Origin of the sequence: Paracerasibacillus soli (assembly GCF_042432965.1) — a bacterium.
Taxonomy (GTDB): domain Bacteria; phylum Bacillota; class Bacilli; order Bacillales; family Amphibacillaceae; genus Paracerasibacillus; species Paracerasibacillus soli.
Genome location: NZ_JBHLWL010000061.1, coordinates 75517 through 91289 on the forward strand (window position 1 = coordinate 75517; position 15773 = coordinate 91289).

Genomic DNA, 15773 nt, shown 5'->3' on the forward strand with positions numbered 1-15773 from the left:
TCCCTTGAAGGAAGCTATTGAAATAGTAAAAGATACAAAATATAGAACCACTATCCACTCCGACCAAGGATGGCATTACCAACATAAAAAATGGGTAAAAACACTTAAAGATAATAAGGTTTTTCAAAGCATGTCAAGAAAAGGAAACTGTTTAGATAATTCACCAATGGAAAACTTTTTTGGTTTACTAAAACAAGAGATGTATCATGGAGAAGCACGATGTTCATTTGAAGAACTAAAAGCCAAAGTTGAAAGATATATCAATTACTATAATAACAAACGAATAAAGCAAAAACTGGCTGGTATGAGTCCGATACAATATCGTCTACACATCAGCCAATTAGCTGCTTAATATAAACTCCAACTTATGGGGGTCACATCAGAACCGTCCCCATGTTTCATGTCACTTTTATCGTGTGCTTATTTTTTGTTAAAATATAGAGAGTAACATTTAATTTGATGAATAGAGGTAACTATGATGTCAACTATTTTTAGAGAAGAAGGTTTTGATGAATTTACTGTCATACAAGCAACTGAAAGTGAAATTTCTTCTATCACTAACCTATTAAAGGAGACTGCAAAGTGGATTCAGGAGAAGGGGATCAATCAATGGAGTTATTTACTTTATGGGAATGGAGATGGTGAAATAATAAAGGATATTAAGTTAGGAAAAACTTATATTGTAAAAGATAAACATGGAAAGTTCGCTGCAACATTCAATATTTCACCCCAACAAAACGATTGGGATATTGATATGTGGGGAAAAAGGACAGACCATGCTTATTATATTCATCGATTAGCTGTAAGTGGAGATTATCGTCGTCAGCAAATTGGCAAGCGTTTACTGCATTGGATAATAAAAAACAGCGATGGAATAATTCGACTTGACTGCGTTGCCCATAATACTGTTTTGAATAAATTTTATCAGGATACTGGATTTGCACTAATTGGATTTCGTGGAGAAGGTGATGATACATATTCCTTATATGAAAAATGTTAGATGGGAGGTATATTAAGATAATGCAAAAACTACAGTTTGAACAAGCATGGGATCGTACTTTATCAGATAAGGATCGCAAGATGATCACAGCATTATTTAAAGAAACAAGCACATCATACAATGAGGAAATTCACTTCACTCCCGTATGGCAAGCGAAAAACTATAAGGGCGAGTTACTCATCACCGTTATCATGCATAATTACCAATCTGAACCGCTAAGAATAATTGAACAACCTTTTATAATAACGTATCAGAAGGAAAAAATTGCTGAGAATATATTTTCTCTACCTTTTAAAATAGATGCAAAAACGAGTATGCCATGGACATTTATCTTTCCTACCGGTAGTTTTGTCGGATTTGAAGATTTAGTAGAAGATGGATTAGCTAGCAATAGGGAATTACGTTTATTGATGAAAGAACCAAACCGTCTGTAAACCCTTCTATTTTGGCTTAATTTATACTAATGCTGGCATTTCGTATAGAAGAATTGCTCCTATGGGACCGGTTTTATCTTTTTAACTACTTCCGATCTCAATGGAGCAACCTTCTTACCTATATTTCGTATTACTCTTCTATGCCTAAACCTTCGTTGCTTCAAAAGTAATAATTTCAGTATTTGTATCTGGATATTTACCTTCACAGTAATCAGCGGATATGATGATATTATCAAATCCTACCTTTTCAAGAATTAATTTAAATTCCTCAACCCCATACCATCGTAAAGGAAAATGCTCTAATTCTGTTTCTATTAAACTTCCATTGCGCCATCTTTCATATTTACCAAGAGATACCGTATATTGATGAACATAATTAATTTCGACATTTACCGATTCCATCGTTATCATATCACCATTTGCACATTCCCATATCTTCGTACTCGTTTCTCCCACTTTAAAATCCTCTTGTACGATTAAATCTACAATGAATTTACCACCTTTATTGAGATGACGATAAAAGTTTTTTAACGCTTTAAGTGATTTTTCCCTTTCAGACAGTAGCAAAAAGGAACCTGTAGGCAAAATAATCGCACTGTATTGCCTTTCCATAGAAAAGCTTTCCATATCAGCTTCAATAAGTTTCGGAGCCAGCCCTCTTTTTTTACAGTTTTTCTTACATAACTGTAGCATTTCCGAGGAACTATCGAATCCTTCAACAGAAAGCCCATTTTCTAAAAGCGGGATAAGTATTCGTCCTGTCCCTGTAGCAGGTTCCAAAATTGTCCCCTTACAATCTTGTAACTTGTTCAAATAAAATTCTACATCTCCAAACGAGTGCCCAATTGGTTTATCTAAATCATATACTTCAGCAGAAAGCTTGTGATAAAAACTTGCCATGATTTCACCCCCTCGTATAAATATCGTGTTACACATGCTTTGCATTTCAATAATTAATTTACCATTAAAGCATCCTTTAAAAAAGTATTTTTAAAAAATAGGGTGAGAGAGGAATAATCACGGTATATCTTCGAGGAAAAGTAGGGGGAATCTACCGTGAGGAGGGCTGTCTCGGTTCATAATCGGGGAAAGGCGGAGGGATTATACCGAGAGAGGGCCTGTCTCGGCGCATTATCAAGCAAAAGCGGAAGCAATCTACCGAGAGAGAGCCTGTCTCGGCGCATTATCAAGCAAAAGCGGAGGATATATACCGAGAGAGAGCCACTCTCGGCGCATAATCAAGCAAAAGCGGAAGCGATATACCGTGAGAGAGCCTGTCTCGGTTTATAATCGGGGAAAGGCGGAGGGATTATACCGAGAGAGAGCCTTTCTCGGCGCATTATCGGGGAAAGGCGGAGGGAATCTACCGAGAGAGGGCCTGTCTCGGTTCATTATCAAGCAAAAGCGGAAGCGATATACCGAGAGAGAGCCTGTCTCGGTTTATAATCGGGGAAAGGCGGAGGGATTATACCGAGAGAGGGCCTGTCTCAGCGCATAATCAAGCAAAAGCGGAAGCAATCTACCGAGAGAGAGCCTGTCTCGGCGCATTATCAAGCAAAAGCGGAGGATATATACCGAGAGAGAGCCACTCTTGGCGCATAATCAAGCAAAAGCGGAAGCAATCTACCGAGAGAGGGCCTGTCTCGGTTCATAATCAAGCAAAAGCGGAAGCAATCTACCGAGAGACAGCCACTCTCGGCGCATAATCAAGCAAAAGCGGAAGCAATCTACCGAGAGACAGCCACTCTCGGCGCATAATCAAGCAAAAGCGGAAGCGATATACCGAGAGAGAGCCACTCTCGGTTCATTATCGGGGAAAGGCTGAGGGAATCTACCGAGAGAGGGCCTGTCTCGGTTCATTACCAAGCAAAAGCGGAAGCAATCTACCGTGAGAGGGCCCCTCACGGTATCTAATCTAGTAAAGGTAATGTCCTACATTCATTCCAAAACGTTATCCTATCCAGTTTGAAAAACATGTCCCCTATTATCTACTCAAAGGATGGATTAGGTACCGTTATACTATTATTTACTTCCATTTCATACAAGATGTTTGTTAGTGATATATATAACTTTTCCGATGACGTGATATATAAACTACTATAATCAAATCCAAATCTTTCTCCATCTTTAAATGCTGCATGTTGGGATAGTGTGGGGTGAATACCTTGCTCATTTACCGTGTAACCATTTATGTATTCATCTTTATCTCCATATATCTCCTCACTATCTTCCTCAACAAAAGGTATTAATTTATCCTTCATTAACAACGGGCCAATATCGCGGTCCTCAGAATACAACATGACTTGAACACCCTTTAAAGAATAAACGACTTTTTCCAAGAAAAGTTTAGTGGGGAAAAATCCCGCCACCACCTCTCCTACTTCCTTTTCATAAGGTAGTTCCTCTGATTTTATAATCTCATCATAATCAGACACGTCTACTTCGAATGCTACTTTTTCTGGGCTACTATAGATTACATAATCAATGTATAATTTATAGTTTTCTGCATTACTTGCCGTTGGAAATGGCGGAAAAAATAACTTTATTTTACTATCTTCTTTATAGTTAAAGTGGGAGTTATTTCCTTCTTCTTTATAGTTGAATTGAAAATTATTCTCCTCATAAAATTGAAATTTCGCTAATTCCTGATGATTGCTTATAAACGCGCCTTCCATATGTTGTAATTGAAGTTCATCTCCCCAATGAGATATTGTCCCAGATAAGGTATTTTCTGAAATACCTATATCTATTTTTTCAATATTTAATGTCTGACCGTACAAATGAAAGTGTGGTTGTTCATCAAATAGAATAGTTGTCTCGTGTTGTTGATTTTGACGATAATCATGTGGAATTTTTACATCTAAAATTTCATCGGCATGACCAAAATGATATAAAATCATATCAACAACGACTTTATTATCCTCTCGATCTATTTTATCTTCCTCGCTATCAGCATGGATGAGTCTTATCGCATGATATGCCTGATTTTTATAAATGACTCCTTCTTCCATGTACTGAATAGTTTGTAATACACCGTCTTTATTTGTCACTGGATAAATAATTAAATCTTTTTGCAATGCATTGCGCTCTGGGGCGTCAATATGGTAATAGACAATACTTTCATGAGAATTTGTCCAAACGTAATCTAAAGAAAACTCCGATCCATTTCTTAGTGTATACACTTTATCGATAGGCGTAATAAAATCATTTGCTTTTGCCCAAAGAAAACCAGGCGTCATTCTCTCATAATACGCTTGTAATTCGGCCTCACTTTCCGCTTCAGACCACGAAGGAATATTATCGGAAGTATGTTGATATGCTTCATCAACTTCATCCGTAGTTTCCTTATCTATTGGATCCACCCTTTTATTCACAACTTGCTCCGGCTCCTCCAAAAAGAATTTCACTCCGATGAAAAATAAAACAAACAAACCAACTCCGATACCTACTTTTGTCCTCGTTTGTTTTTTACTGTTCCTTTCCATTTGTTGCTGTTCTATAAATGTTTGAAAATCGACTTCTGTATAAAATGGTGCCTCCCCTTGAAAGGTATAAAAATCTTCTTTTGTAAGTGTGTGAAAGTCATGTTTGTTTGATGTGGATAACTCATTCCATATACGCATTACATGTTGCTGAATAGAGGATTCTTCTAGTTGGAAAATTAAACTTAAATCTTGTATGGAAAACGAATAAAACAGATACAAAATGATCATTGCACGGTCCTGTGTTGATAGCTCATTAATATCCCTTATCATTTCCTCCTTTTCCTTTTCCATTTTAATAAATGATACTTGTCGTATTTCTTCTTTTTCACTTAGGTTCTTCTTAAAAAAGCGCTTGTAAAATGGGAATTCAGTATGCTTTTTACACTGCGTGATGACCAGCTGAAAAAGTAACGCTTGGTCCAGCGAATTTTCATTCATTAGATTCTGATGAATAGATTGGAGGACTTGCTGAAAAACCACATTTGTTTCCGCTTCACTTTGCACATATGTAAAGATAAACCGCTTCATACCTTCCCCATCTTGCTCCATCATTTTAAGTAAAATGTCATTCCATTTCATTGTTTCCGCAAAACTTTTTCTCATCATTTTTCACCATTTTCACTTTATCTGTATGTAATCGTACACTTTCTTAATCAATTCGACATTTATAGATAAAAATCCTTTATTTACACGCGATAGACCAATACCTTCGAAATATCAATCCCTGTTGAACCATGTATCCCTTCACATATGCTTAGCTAATAGCGAGAAATTCAGCATCATCCAAGTGCAAGTTAAAATATGGTAGAAGCACATATTTCCATTACATCAGAAAGAATACTTTGAAAATGAAAACGGAAATTCAATTGATTTACCTCCATCTGGTATAAAGTACGAAAAATTAGCTAACGTAATCGATAATACTGGATTTGTCACATCTACTGTTTCATGTAAAGGCATCACATGTACAATCCCCCTTCATTTACGATTTCTATATCATTCCCGCACAAGATAAATTCACTCTTTTTAGAACATTATGTACTACATCCAATACTATATATAAAACAATACTTTGTAAAACTACTTTCATATAGGTACCGATTGCTATAATTAGACGTTTCATTCAACTCATCTCCCTCATAACAAAGCGATAAACAAAAGCTGAAATTTTTCCTCTTTCCCCACAAAAAAATAAGGTTGAGATATAGGGGGGTCAGACCCCTAATATCTCAACCTTACTACTTTGTTTAATTTCTAGTGTGTTCTTTTTTAACTAGCTTCTTCATCTGAAAACTGACTATTATATAGATCAGCATAAAATCCGCCTTGTTCTAATAATTCCGCATGTGTTCCTTGTTCAATCACACTACCTTGATCCATGACTAATATTAAATCTGCATCTTGAATGGTCGATAGTCTGTGTGCAATCACAAAACTTGTACGTCCTTTCATCAGTTCATTCATCGCTTGTTGAATAAATACTTCCGTCCGCGTATCAACACTCGATGTTGCCTCATCTAGAATCATAATTGGTGAATCTGCTAAGATAGCGCGGGCAATCGTTAGTAGTTGCTTTTGACCTTGGGAGATATTCGACGCTTCCTCATTTAATACCGTATTGTATCCTTCTGGTAACGTCCGAATAAAGTGATCAGCACGTGCTGCCTTTGCAGCTGCAATAATATCCTCTTCTGTTGCATCTTTTTTTCCGTATGCGATATTATCATGAATCGTACCGTTAAATAACCATGTATCTTGTAGCACCATGCCGAAGTTTTTCCGCAATTCTCCACGTGACATCTCGGTAACATCGACACCATCAATCGTTATTTTCCCATCATTTATTTCATAGAAACGCATGAGCAAGTTAATGAGTGTTGTCTTACCTGCTCCAGTTGGACCTACAATGGCAACTGTTTGGCCTGGCTTTACATTGATGTTTAAATCATGCATGAGCAAATCTTCGCCATAGCCAAAATCTACATGTTCAAATGCAACTTCTCCATGAGTCTTTTCCAACATACGTTGTGATTTTTCTTCTACTTCTTCAGCTTCATCTAGTAGTTCAAAAACACGTTCAGCTGCCGCAACAGTTGATTGAATAATATTCGCGATATTTGCTGTTTGCGTAATGGGTTGGGTAAACTGTTTCGAATACGTAATAAAGGCTTGGATATCCCCTATTGAAATGACACGATTCGTAACAAAAATACCACCAACTACTGCAATTAAAACATAGCTAATATTCCCAATGAATGACATGACAGGCATAATAATACCGGAAATAAATTGTGCTTTTCTACCTGCATCATATAGCTCTTCATTAACTTTATGAAATGTTTGCAACGATTTTTCTTCTTGACCAAATGCTCTTACAACTTGATGGCCTGTATACATTTCCTCAATATGTCCGTTCAACTCACCTAAAGTACGTTGTTGTTTGGCAAAGTGGCGTTGTGAACGTTTCAGAAATGGCCGAATCACGAAAATAGATAGCGGTAAACTTACTAATGCAATGAGCGTTAATGTCGGACTAATGAAAAGCATCATACCGATTATCCCTACAATCGTAATAATCGATGTAATAAATTGGGTAATACTTTGTTGAAGTGTACTACCAATTGTGTCAATATCATTTGTCACACGACTTAGTGTATCACCATGTGAATGGCTATCGAAATATTTTAAAGGTAACTTCTCTAACTTTTGAAATACAGACTTCCGTAAATCATATACTGTCTTTTGCGCGACACTAGCCATTAAGAATTGTTGAATAAAGGTAAACATACTACTAAAAATGTATAGTCCAGCTAGAAACAACAACATTTGGCCAATCTTTCCAAAGTCTATTCCACCACCAGGTACGCCTTGCAGTTTCGCGTAAGCTCCTTCAAATAATTCCGTAATCGTATTCCCCATCACTTTTGGTCCAAGAATGGCGAACACAGTACTTAAAATAGCAGCAAAAAATACCGCTAATAGCCGATACTTCCGTGGTTTTAAATATGCCAATAGTCTTTTCAATGTTCCTTTAAAGTCTTTTGGCTTTTCACCAGCAACCATCATTCCACCATGGCCACGTGATCCCGAGCGATGTGCCTGTTTTTTCTCTGAGCTCATGCGATTCCCTCCTCTCCAAGTTGTGATGCGACAATTTCACGATAAATATCATTTGTTTTGATGAGTTCCTCGTGTGTTCCCATACCAGCCATTTTTCCTTTATCTAATACAATAATTCGGTCTGCATCGATAACGGTACTCACTCTTTGTGCAACGATAAGTACTGTTGCATCTTTCGTTTCTTCTTTTAATGCCTTACGTAGGGTAGCATCTGTCTTATAATCAAGTGCCGAGAAACTATCATCAAATAAATAAATATCAGGTTTACGAACTAAAGCACGCGCAATGGACAATCTTTGCTTCTGACCGCCAGATACGTTTGTGCCACCTTGTTCAATTTCCGTATCATAGCCCTCCTTCATTTTAGAAATGAAATCATTGGCCTGTGCAATATTTGCTGCATGCTCAATTTCACTTTGGGACGCATCTTCTTTTCCAAACCGGATATTATCAGCAATTGTACCAGTAAATAACAATGCCTTTTGCGGCACAAAGCCAATTTTGCTGCGGACATCTTCTTGCGGAGCTTCTCTTATATCCACACCGTTTACTTTTATACTGCCGCTTGTTACTTCATAAAAGCGTGGAATCAATTGAATAAGTGTAGATTTTCCAGCTCCAGTACCACCAATAATCGCTGTTGTTTCGCCTGGTTTTGCTTGGAAAGTTATATTCTCAAGTGCTGGGTGCTCTGCTCCCGGATAGCGAAATGTTACATCACGAAACTCCAGATATCCCTTTTTAACGGATGCATTTTTTGTTCCTTTGTCTTGAATCGTAGGCTCCATATCCAACACAGCCTGAATACGATTGGCCGAAACAGAAGCACGTGGGATCATAATAAACATCATAGATGCCATGATCAAGGCAAACATAATTTGCATAATGTATTGAATGAAAGCCATTAAGTCACCGATTTGCATATTCCCGCCATCGATTCTCATACCACCAAACCAAATGACACCAACAATCGTTAAATTCATGAGTAACATCATCAATGGCATCATAAAGGCCATTACTTTGTTAACACGAATCGACACATCAGTTAAATTACTATTTGCCTCTTCTAATCGTTCCTTTTCTTCCGTTTCACGATTAAATGCACGAATAACCCGAATTCCGGTTAAATTTTCTCGTAAAATTAAGTTTAGTTTATCTAAACGTTTTTGTACTGCTTTAAATAATGGTGTAGCTTTTTTCATAATAAATAAAATCGTTCCAAATAAGAAAGGTAAAATCACGACAATCACTAAAGATAATTTTGCATCTTTAGACACAGCCATTATAATTCCACCAATTAACATAATGGGAGCGGCTAGTACCATACGTAACATCATGATGGTAACTTGCTGAATTTGTGTAATATCGTTTGTTGTTCTCGTAATTAAGGATGCCGTTCCTACTTCATCAAATTCTTGTAAGGAGAAATCTTGTACATGGGAGAACACCTTTTCACGCAAATCACGGCCAAGTCCCATTGCTGCTTTAGAAGATAGGTAACTTGCCGATACGGAAGCAACAACACCTAAAGCTGCTACAGCTAACATGAAACCTCCTATTTTCCAAATATAAGGTGTATTTCCTTGGACAACCCCATTATCAACAATATCTCCCATTAAAGTAGGTAAATATAAATCTGATAATGATTGTAAAAATATAAGTCCAAATACAGCTAAAACAATCCATTTATATACGGAAAGGTTTTTCAATATCTTTAACATGAAGCTTCACCTCGTTTCAGTTCTGTTAAAATTTGTTCATGTATTTGTATCATTTGCTTAAACTTTTCATCTGATAATGAATCCGTCACTTGTTGAAAAAGTTGATGAATACCATCGGGTTGGGTATTCATACTAGACATGAGCTCCTTACCTTTTGTACTAACTACAAGTTGCATTTCTCGCCGATTCCCTTCTACAACTCTTCTTTCGATAAACCCAGCTTGCACTAACCCATCAATCGCCTGGCTTAATGTACTCTTAGGTAATTTTGTTTTTTGTTGGATTCTTTTTTGCATCATTTCCTTTTGATGAACCATTGCCAATAAAGTTGTATATTGTGGCATGGATAAACCATTTTGTTGAGCTGTTTTTTGAATTGAAAGTGCCATCTGTTTTTGAATATGCCAAAATGACATTAATAAAGTTGTCGCACGATCACGTTTTATATCTTCATCCATCACTTTCACCTCACCATAAACATTCCATTTACAAACCGTTCATTTATGAACAATGAATAATATACTCCTACTTTTAACCAAAGTCAAGAAACATGGGGACGGTTCTCCTGTTTCATTCCAAGCTAATTCTTATGGTCGAAATTCATAGACTAATCGCTGTTCTCCTATTGCAACCAATAAACACCCCTCATTTTCTTCACATTCCTATTGCATAATTGAAAAAAACTGGTACGATTAGAAAAGGTATTTTTATCATGAAAAAATGGGACACAAGAACCGTCCCTGAGAAAGAGGGATTCTTTGTGCAACGTAATAGAATAAATACATTTCCGTTATTTATCATCGGCTTTATATGTTTAGCTTTATTCGGCTGGATTGCTTGGGGTGTTACAAATAATAGTAAGTGGATAGAAACATTTGATATTCGTGTAATTGATTTTGTGCAATCTTATATTTCTGACTTTCTAACAAGTATTGTCAAAATTACTACCGAACTTGGTAATATCCGTCTCATCATTATCTTCACTATCATCATCGCAGCTGCTTTATTTGTAAAGAGGAAATTTGCTAATGGTTTATGGTTTGGCGGCACAATCTTATTTTGTGGTGTTATTCTAACGAAAATTTTAAAGAAACTTTTTGATCGTGATCGTCCACAATTTTTACAGCTTGTTGAAAAAACAAATGAAAGTTTTCCAAGTGGACATGCAACAGGAACGACTATTTTTTACGGATTTATTGGACTTGTCCTCGTTCTAGCTGCTACACATATGGGTAAGAAAATCCTTATTAGCATGATTACACTACTATGGATTTTATATATTATGGCTACTAGAATTTATCTTGGCGTTCATTTTCCAACAGACGTATTAAGTGGATTCTTCCTTGGTATGGCATCTGTTTTTATTTCTATAGCAGTTTACGTTCACGCCCAAGAACCACTTCATCATTTTCTAAGAAAGCTTAAATTAGATGATAGAAGTGTAGTACACGAAAGACAGCGGTATTATTAAATTCAAGCACTGGACTTTATCACAAGTTCAGTGCTTTTTTTTCGCTATTTTGTCGTTCTTACTTTCCCAGGTAATTTAAAGGAAATGAGGGTAACAACAACACAAAAGACAAAACAAATGATTGCAACCAGATGTAGGTGCGCTTGATCAAGATGGCGGTTAAATACAATTCCAAGTAAACTACCAGACAAAATTGACCCGAAATATCGACTCATCTGAAATAATCCTGAGGCTGTTCCAGTATCTTGTGCATCAACCTGATCATACAATGCTGTCTGTGTTGCAATATTATTAAAGCCATTACTCATTCCTAGTACAGCCATAATGACTAAAAACCAACTTAAAGGAGAAGTTTCATGGTATGTTAATAATAACCCCGTTCCAATTAATAATAAAAATGCCCCAATAATCATGGGTAGTTTTGCACCATATTTATCAATTATTCGTCCAGCAATAGGGGAACTAACTACACTTAGTCCAGCTAATGCCAACATAATAAGTCCAGTATGTTCTTCACTATACCCTTTCACCTGTTGTAGAAAGGTTGGAAATCCGAAGAAATAACAATAATAAACGAGATTAATAAAAACAAATTGTACATAAATAATCGTTTCATTGTGGCTATGTATGAGCCTGTTAATATTAATAAAAGGTTCCGGATGGCGCGTCTCATGGAAAACAAAACCTGATCCTACAATAAGAAACATAATAAGCGCCCACCATCGAATGTGTTCCTGGTCCAACGAGAGTAAAAACAATATCAATCCTACAATTGAAATGATAAATAACCCAATACCTATTACATCGATTTTCTTCAAACGAAATGTTCCTGATTTACCATTTGGTAAGACTTTCCACGCCAATATGATGCCTATCATTATAATCGGCACATTAATTAAAAAAATTGCAAACCAGCTCCACGAAGCAACAAGGAAGCCCCCAATGGATGGCCCGAACGCAGCAGAAGTATTAGAAAAGATGGATAATGTACCTAGTGCTCTCCCCTGCCCCTCGGTAATATATTCACGAACAATACTCATCCCACTTGGAAACAGCGCCGAACTTCCAATTGCTTGTAGTGCACGACAACCAAGAAGAAATATGTAATGAGGTGAAAATGGTGCCAGAGCACAGGCGGTAAATACAATTACTAAGCCAGTCATAAACACCTTTTTTGCCCCAAACATGTCGCTTAATTTCCCCATTACAGGCTGGCCAGCTGCACTTGCCAAATAAAAAATTGAAATTAACCACGAGGCATCGGCAAATGTCAGGGAAAAGTCATGTTGTAAGTGCGTAAGTGCAACAGAAATCATTGATGAATTCAATGGATTAATCATAATTCCCAATCCAATTGTAAAAACAAGTAATCCTGACTTTTTCATGCGTATCAACACCCATTTCAAAAACAGTTATGCTATAATTTGCTGCAAACTCCACTATTCAAAAATGCACTCGAATATGCATACGTTTTAATATCCTTCCCCAAAACAACTTACTTTATTGTGATATAACGCTTCGCATTTGAATTGGCTCCAACATACCTATTCATGTAAAATATATGAAGATAATGTGAAGCAGGTGAATATATTGAAAGAACAAACGATTAGTAAGGGGTTCCATTCCTTTTTCTCTCTCATAGCAACAACAAATGTACCAAAGGCAATGTTAATCAGCGGATTAATCGGGAGTGTCATTACTACAATGACAGGATTAATCGTACCCATCTTAACCAAGGGGCTCATCGATAACTTCACGCTAGCTTCGATTCATTACCCTTTTATATTTGCAATAGGTGCAGCCTTTGTCATCCAAGCAGTCATAAGCGGTATTTCTATTTTTTTACTATCTGTTGTTGGTCAAAGGGTTGTAGCTACTATACAAAGGAAAATGTGGGATAAGCTCATTCATTTACCGGTGCGTTTCTTTGATCAAACAGCAAGTGGGAAAATAGCCAGCCGAATAGTAAACGATACAGCCGTCATTAAAAATTTAATTTCTGATCATTTTCCTCAATTTATTTCTGGGGTTATTTCAATTATTGGTGCTGTCATCATTTTGTTTATGATGGATTGGAAAATGACACTCGTTATGCTGTTATCCGTACCAATTACGATATTGATCATGCTGCCACTTGGTAAACAAATGGCAAAGATATCCCGTAATTTACAAGATGAAATGGCCAATTTCACTGGTAATGCCCAACAAACTTTAGGAGAAATTCGCCTCATGAAAGCTTCTAACGCAGAGCAAACAGAGACATCAAAAGGTTATACTGGTATCCAAAATATTTATAAACTTGGAATTCAGGAATCTAAAATATATGCACTCATTTCACCTCTCATGAATTTTGTTCTCATGGCGGTAATCGTTGTCATTATTTCCTATGGTGGCATGCGCGTTGCAACCGGGTCCCTATCTACTGGTTCACTCGTTGCCTTTTTACTTTATTTATTTCAAATCGTCGTACCAGTTACATCTTTTGCCATGTTTTTTACACAGTTGCAAAAAGCTAAAGGAGCAACTGAACGAATTATTGCGATTTTACAAGAGCCCTTAGAGGAAGACAAAAAGGGAGTTAGCGTACCTACTACAAATCAATCAATCATAGTTGAACACGTTTCTTTTTCATACAATGAGGAAAAGAGCATTTTACAAGATATATCTTTTCAGGCTAATCCTGGTGATGTGATTGCATTTGCTGGCCCGAGTGGTGGTGGTAAAACAACGATGTTTGCGTTACTAGAAAGATTTTATGAGCCCGATAATGGTGAAATCAAGCTAGGTGATACACCTATTCAATCATTTTCTTTACAAAGTTGGCGCAAACAAATTGGCTATGTTTCCCAGGATAGCCCGATGATGGCAGGTACTATTCGGGAAAATTTATGTTATGGATTAGAGGATCAAAATATTTCAGATGAAAGACTTTGGGAAGTTACGAAGATGGCGTATGCGGATCAATTTATCATTGGATTCCCACAAAAATTAGATACGGAAATCGGCGAGCGTGGCATTAAACTATCGGGTGGACAACGTCAACGCATAGCCATCGCACGTGCATTTCTCCGCAACCCTAAAATCTTATTAATGGATGAGGCAACTGCCAGCCTAGATAGTCAATCAGAAGGAATCGTACAAGAAGCACTTTCCCGACTGATGGAAGGTAGAACAACTTTTATGATTGCCCACAGACTTTCAACTATTGTACATGCAGATCATATTATTTTTATAGATAAAGGTAAAATTACTGGGATGGGTACACATGATAAGCTGTTGAAAACACATGCATTGTATCGTGAATTTGCTAAACAACAGTTAACTTAGCATGTGATATGAGCGTAAAGCCAGTAACGAGTCCCATTTACTTTACAGTTTAGAAAATTACCGATATGATAGTATTGTTAGAAAAATTGGATATTCGCACTAGGGGAGCTTCAATAGCTGAGAAGGACAGATTTGTCCTGACTCTTTGCACCCGATCCGGATAATACCGGCGTGGGGAAGTGCAGTTTACATACATGACCTTTATATGTCATGCAAAAGGACTGCATCCCCCATGGATGCGGTCCTTTTTAGATTTTCATGCATGCTGAAGCAAAAGACAGTGGGCAACCTTTATGATTTTGGGTCGCACTAGTACTGTACAAGTAGTTGCCGCTTTTGCACAGTCAAAACAGGTCTAAGCCTGCCAAATGAACTTGATTGGGGTGAACCGGAACAAATATACTACGGCTATGAAAAACAAAAAAAGCAGATAGATTATTAGTTTTAATCACTACTAGGGGTGCCCAAAACTTTTGGGCTGAGAGGAAAGCGAAAAGCATTCCAACTCTTTTGAACCTGATCTGGATGATACCAGCGGAGGGAAGTAGGACCGACAAAACTTGTCATCTTCTATTTCACTCATCGGAAATCAGGTTCATGCATGCTGAACTTGATTTTTTCTGTTTTAGATGTCCATCGTTCCACCAATATTAAGGAGGTTTGCATGAAATGAATAAAACAAGATTGCTTATCACAATGGCTGTATTCGTAGCCATTGGTGTTGTAGGTGCACAATTTCTTTGGTTTCCAGCTGGTATTGCCAAGGCTTATCCCGTCCAACATGCAGTGAATGTCGTTTCAGCAGTAACACTCGGGCCAGGACCGGCTATTATAATTGCATTCATGATTGGTCTCGTAAGAAATCTACTTGGTCTTGGGACATTACTAGCATTTCCAGGAGGGATATTTGGAGCAATGATTGCTGGAGTTTTTTATCAAAAATTTAAGAGTAGGCGGTTAGCTGCTATCGGGGAAATACTAGGAACTGGGATTATCGCTTCCCTTTTCTGCGTTCCATTTGCCAATTGGGTCATGGGGAGTGCTCACGGTATCTTTTTCTTTCTACCATCCTTTTTGGTTAGTAGTATCTCGGGTGCATTGATTGGTGTTTTAGTTCTTAGAAGAATGGAAGTAAGGAAGTTTATCCAATATCGAAGCTATTAAAGATCTGTATTTCTATACGTTTGCAAGACTAGAATACGAGAAAATAATATT

Annotated in this window: 13 protein-coding genes, 1 pseudogene and 2 riboswitches; of the genes and pseudogenes, 7 read left to right on the forward strand and 7 right to left on the reverse strand. The window is 37.2% G+C overall.

Translation table 11 applies throughout. The features are described 5' to 3' along the window. The 3 genes from ACFFIS_RS14910 to ACFFIS_RS14920 form a co-directional block, all read left to right on the forward strand. The coding region (locus ACFFIS_RS14910; protein ID WP_390188170.1) for an IS3 family transposase at positions 1 to 352 on the forward strand (352 nt) is incomplete at its 5' end. Between the two features lie 126 nt (positions 353 to 478). Further along, a complete protein-coding gene (locus ACFFIS_RS14915; protein WP_390188172.1) occupies positions 479 to 1000 on the forward strand; it encodes a GNAT family N-acetyltransferase in 522 nt (173 codons plus the stop codon). Between the two features lie 20 nt (positions 1001 to 1020). Continuing rightward, complete coding sequence (locus tag ACFFIS_RS14920) at positions 1021 to 1434, forward strand: SLAP domain-containing protein (protein WP_390188173.1); 414 nt, start codon at positions 1021 to 1023, stop codon at positions 1432 to 1434. Between the two features lie 144 nt (positions 1435 to 1578). Here ACFFIS_RS14920 and ACFFIS_RS14925 read toward each other — a convergent pair whose 3' ends face one another. From ACFFIS_RS14925 to ACFFIS_RS14950, 6 genes are all read right to left on the reverse strand, one after another. Further along, positions 1579 to 2334, reverse strand: a complete 756-nt coding sequence (locus ACFFIS_RS14925; RefSeq protein WP_390188174.1) for a class I SAM-dependent methyltransferase — start codon at positions 2332 to 2334, stop codon at positions 1579 to 1581. Between the two features lie 1088 nt (positions 2335 to 3422). Further along, the gene (locus ACFFIS_RS14930; RefSeq protein ID WP_390188176.1) at positions 3423 to 5522 is read right to left on the reverse strand and encodes a hypothetical protein; all 2100 of its coding nucleotides are present in this window, start codon (positions 5520 to 5522) and stop codon (positions 3423 to 3425) included. A 225-nt stretch (positions 5523 to 5747) separates the two neighbouring features. After that, positions 5748 to 5882: a hypothetical protein gene (locus ACFFIS_RS14935; RefSeq protein ID WP_390188178.1), complete on the reverse strand. Its 135-nt coding sequence runs from the start codon at positions 5880 to 5882 to the stop codon at positions 5748 to 5750. Positions 5883 to 6188: 306 nt separating this feature from the next. Beyond that, a complete protein-coding gene (locus tag ACFFIS_RS14940) occupies positions 6189 to 8039 on the reverse strand; it encodes an ABC transporter ATP-binding protein (protein ID WP_390188179.1) in 1851 nt (616 codons plus the stop codon). Continuing rightward, positions 8036 to 9760, reverse strand: coding sequence for an ABC transporter ATP-binding protein (locus tag ACFFIS_RS14945; protein ID WP_390188180.1), 1725 nt, complete (start codon positions 9758 to 9760; stop codon positions 8036 to 8038). The genes ACFFIS_RS14940 and ACFFIS_RS14945 overlap by 4 nt, the downstream gene beginning before the upstream one ends. After that, positions 9754 to 10218, reverse strand: coding sequence for a MarR family winged helix-turn-helix transcriptional regulator (locus tag ACFFIS_RS14950; protein WP_320381144.1), 465 nt, complete (start codon positions 10216 to 10218; stop codon positions 9754 to 9756). The genes ACFFIS_RS14945 and ACFFIS_RS14950 overlap by 7 nt, the downstream gene beginning before the upstream one ends. Before the next feature lie 302 nt (positions 10219 to 10520). Between ACFFIS_RS14950 and ACFFIS_RS14955 the strand changes: the two genes are divergently transcribed. After that, complete coding sequence (locus ACFFIS_RS14955) at positions 10521 to 11231, forward strand: phosphatase PAP2 family protein (RefSeq protein WP_320381143.1); 711 nt, start codon at positions 10521 to 10523, stop codon at positions 11229 to 11231. Positions 11232 to 11275: 44 nt separating this feature from the next. On the opposite strand, the gene ACFFIS_RS14960 is transcribed toward ACFFIS_RS14955, so the two are convergent. Then, a complete protein-coding gene (locus ACFFIS_RS14960) occupies positions 11276 to 12616 on the reverse strand; it encodes an MFS transporter (protein ID WP_390188181.1) in 1341 nt (446 codons plus the stop codon). A 205-nt stretch (positions 12617 to 12821) separates the two neighbouring features. Here ACFFIS_RS14960 and ACFFIS_RS14965 point away from each other — a divergent pair, with 205 nt between their 5' ends. From ACFFIS_RS14965 to thiW, 3 genes and pseudogenes are all read left to right on the forward strand, one after another. Next, positions 12822 to 14558, forward strand: a complete 1737-nt coding sequence (locus ACFFIS_RS14965; RefSeq protein ID WP_390188183.1) for an ABC transporter ATP-binding protein — start codon at positions 12822 to 12824, stop codon at positions 14556 to 14558. 91 nt (positions 14559 to 14649) lie between these two features. Further along, positions 14650 to 14753: riboswitch (TPP riboswitch) on the forward strand. A gap of 74 nt (positions 14754 to 14827) precedes the next feature. After that, positions 14828 to 14958 (forward strand): annotated as a pseudogene (locus tag ACFFIS_RS14970) (lipoyl synthase); the annotation flags it as partial. Between the two features lie 46 nt (positions 14959 to 15004). Then, positions 15005 to 15118: riboswitch (TPP riboswitch) on the forward strand. Between the two features lie 109 nt (positions 15119 to 15227). Further along, the gene (thiW, locus tag ACFFIS_RS14975; RefSeq protein ID WP_390188185.1) at positions 15228 to 15722 is read left to right on the forward strand and encodes an energy coupling factor transporter S component ThiW; all 495 of its coding nucleotides are present in this window, start codon (positions 15228 to 15230) and stop codon (positions 15720 to 15722) included. Positions 15723 to 15773 lie beyond the last annotated feature (51 nt).

Bases quoted from the DNA above. Each gene is read 5' to 3' on its own strand.
- ACFFIS_RS14915 (WP_390188172.1), top strand. From the start codon at position 479: ATGTCAACTATTTTTAGAGAAGAAGGTTTTGATGAATTTACTGTCATA.
- ACFFIS_RS14920 (WP_390188173.1), top strand. From the start codon at position 1,021: ATGCAAAAACTACAGTTTGAACAAGCATGGGATCGTACTTTATCAGAT.
- ACFFIS_RS14925 (WP_390188174.1), bottom strand. From the start codon at position 2,334: ATGGCAAGTTTTTATCACAAGCTTTCTGCTGAAGTATATGATTTAGAT.
- ACFFIS_RS14930 (WP_390188176.1), bottom strand. From the start codon at position 5,522: ATGAGAAAAAGTTTTGCGGAAACAATGAAATGGAATGACATTTTACTT.
- ACFFIS_RS14940 (WP_390188179.1), bottom strand. From the start codon at position 8,039: ATGAGCTCAGAGAAAAAACAGGCACATCGCTCGGGATCACGTGGCCAT.
- ACFFIS_RS14945 (WP_390188180.1), bottom strand. From the start codon at position 9,760: ATGTTAAAGATATTGAAAAACCTTTCCGTATATAAATGGATTGTTTTA.
- ACFFIS_RS14950 (WP_320381144.1), bottom strand. From the start codon at position 10,218: ATGGATGAAGATATAAAACGTGATCGTGCGACAACTTTATTAATGTCA.
- ACFFIS_RS14960 (WP_390188181.1), bottom strand. From the start codon at position 12,616: ATGAAAAAGTCAGGATTACTTGTTTTTACAATTGGATTGGGAATTATG.
- thiW (WP_390188185.1), top strand. From the start codon at position 15,228: ATGAATAAAACAAGATTGCTTATCACAATGGCTGTATTCGTAGCCATT.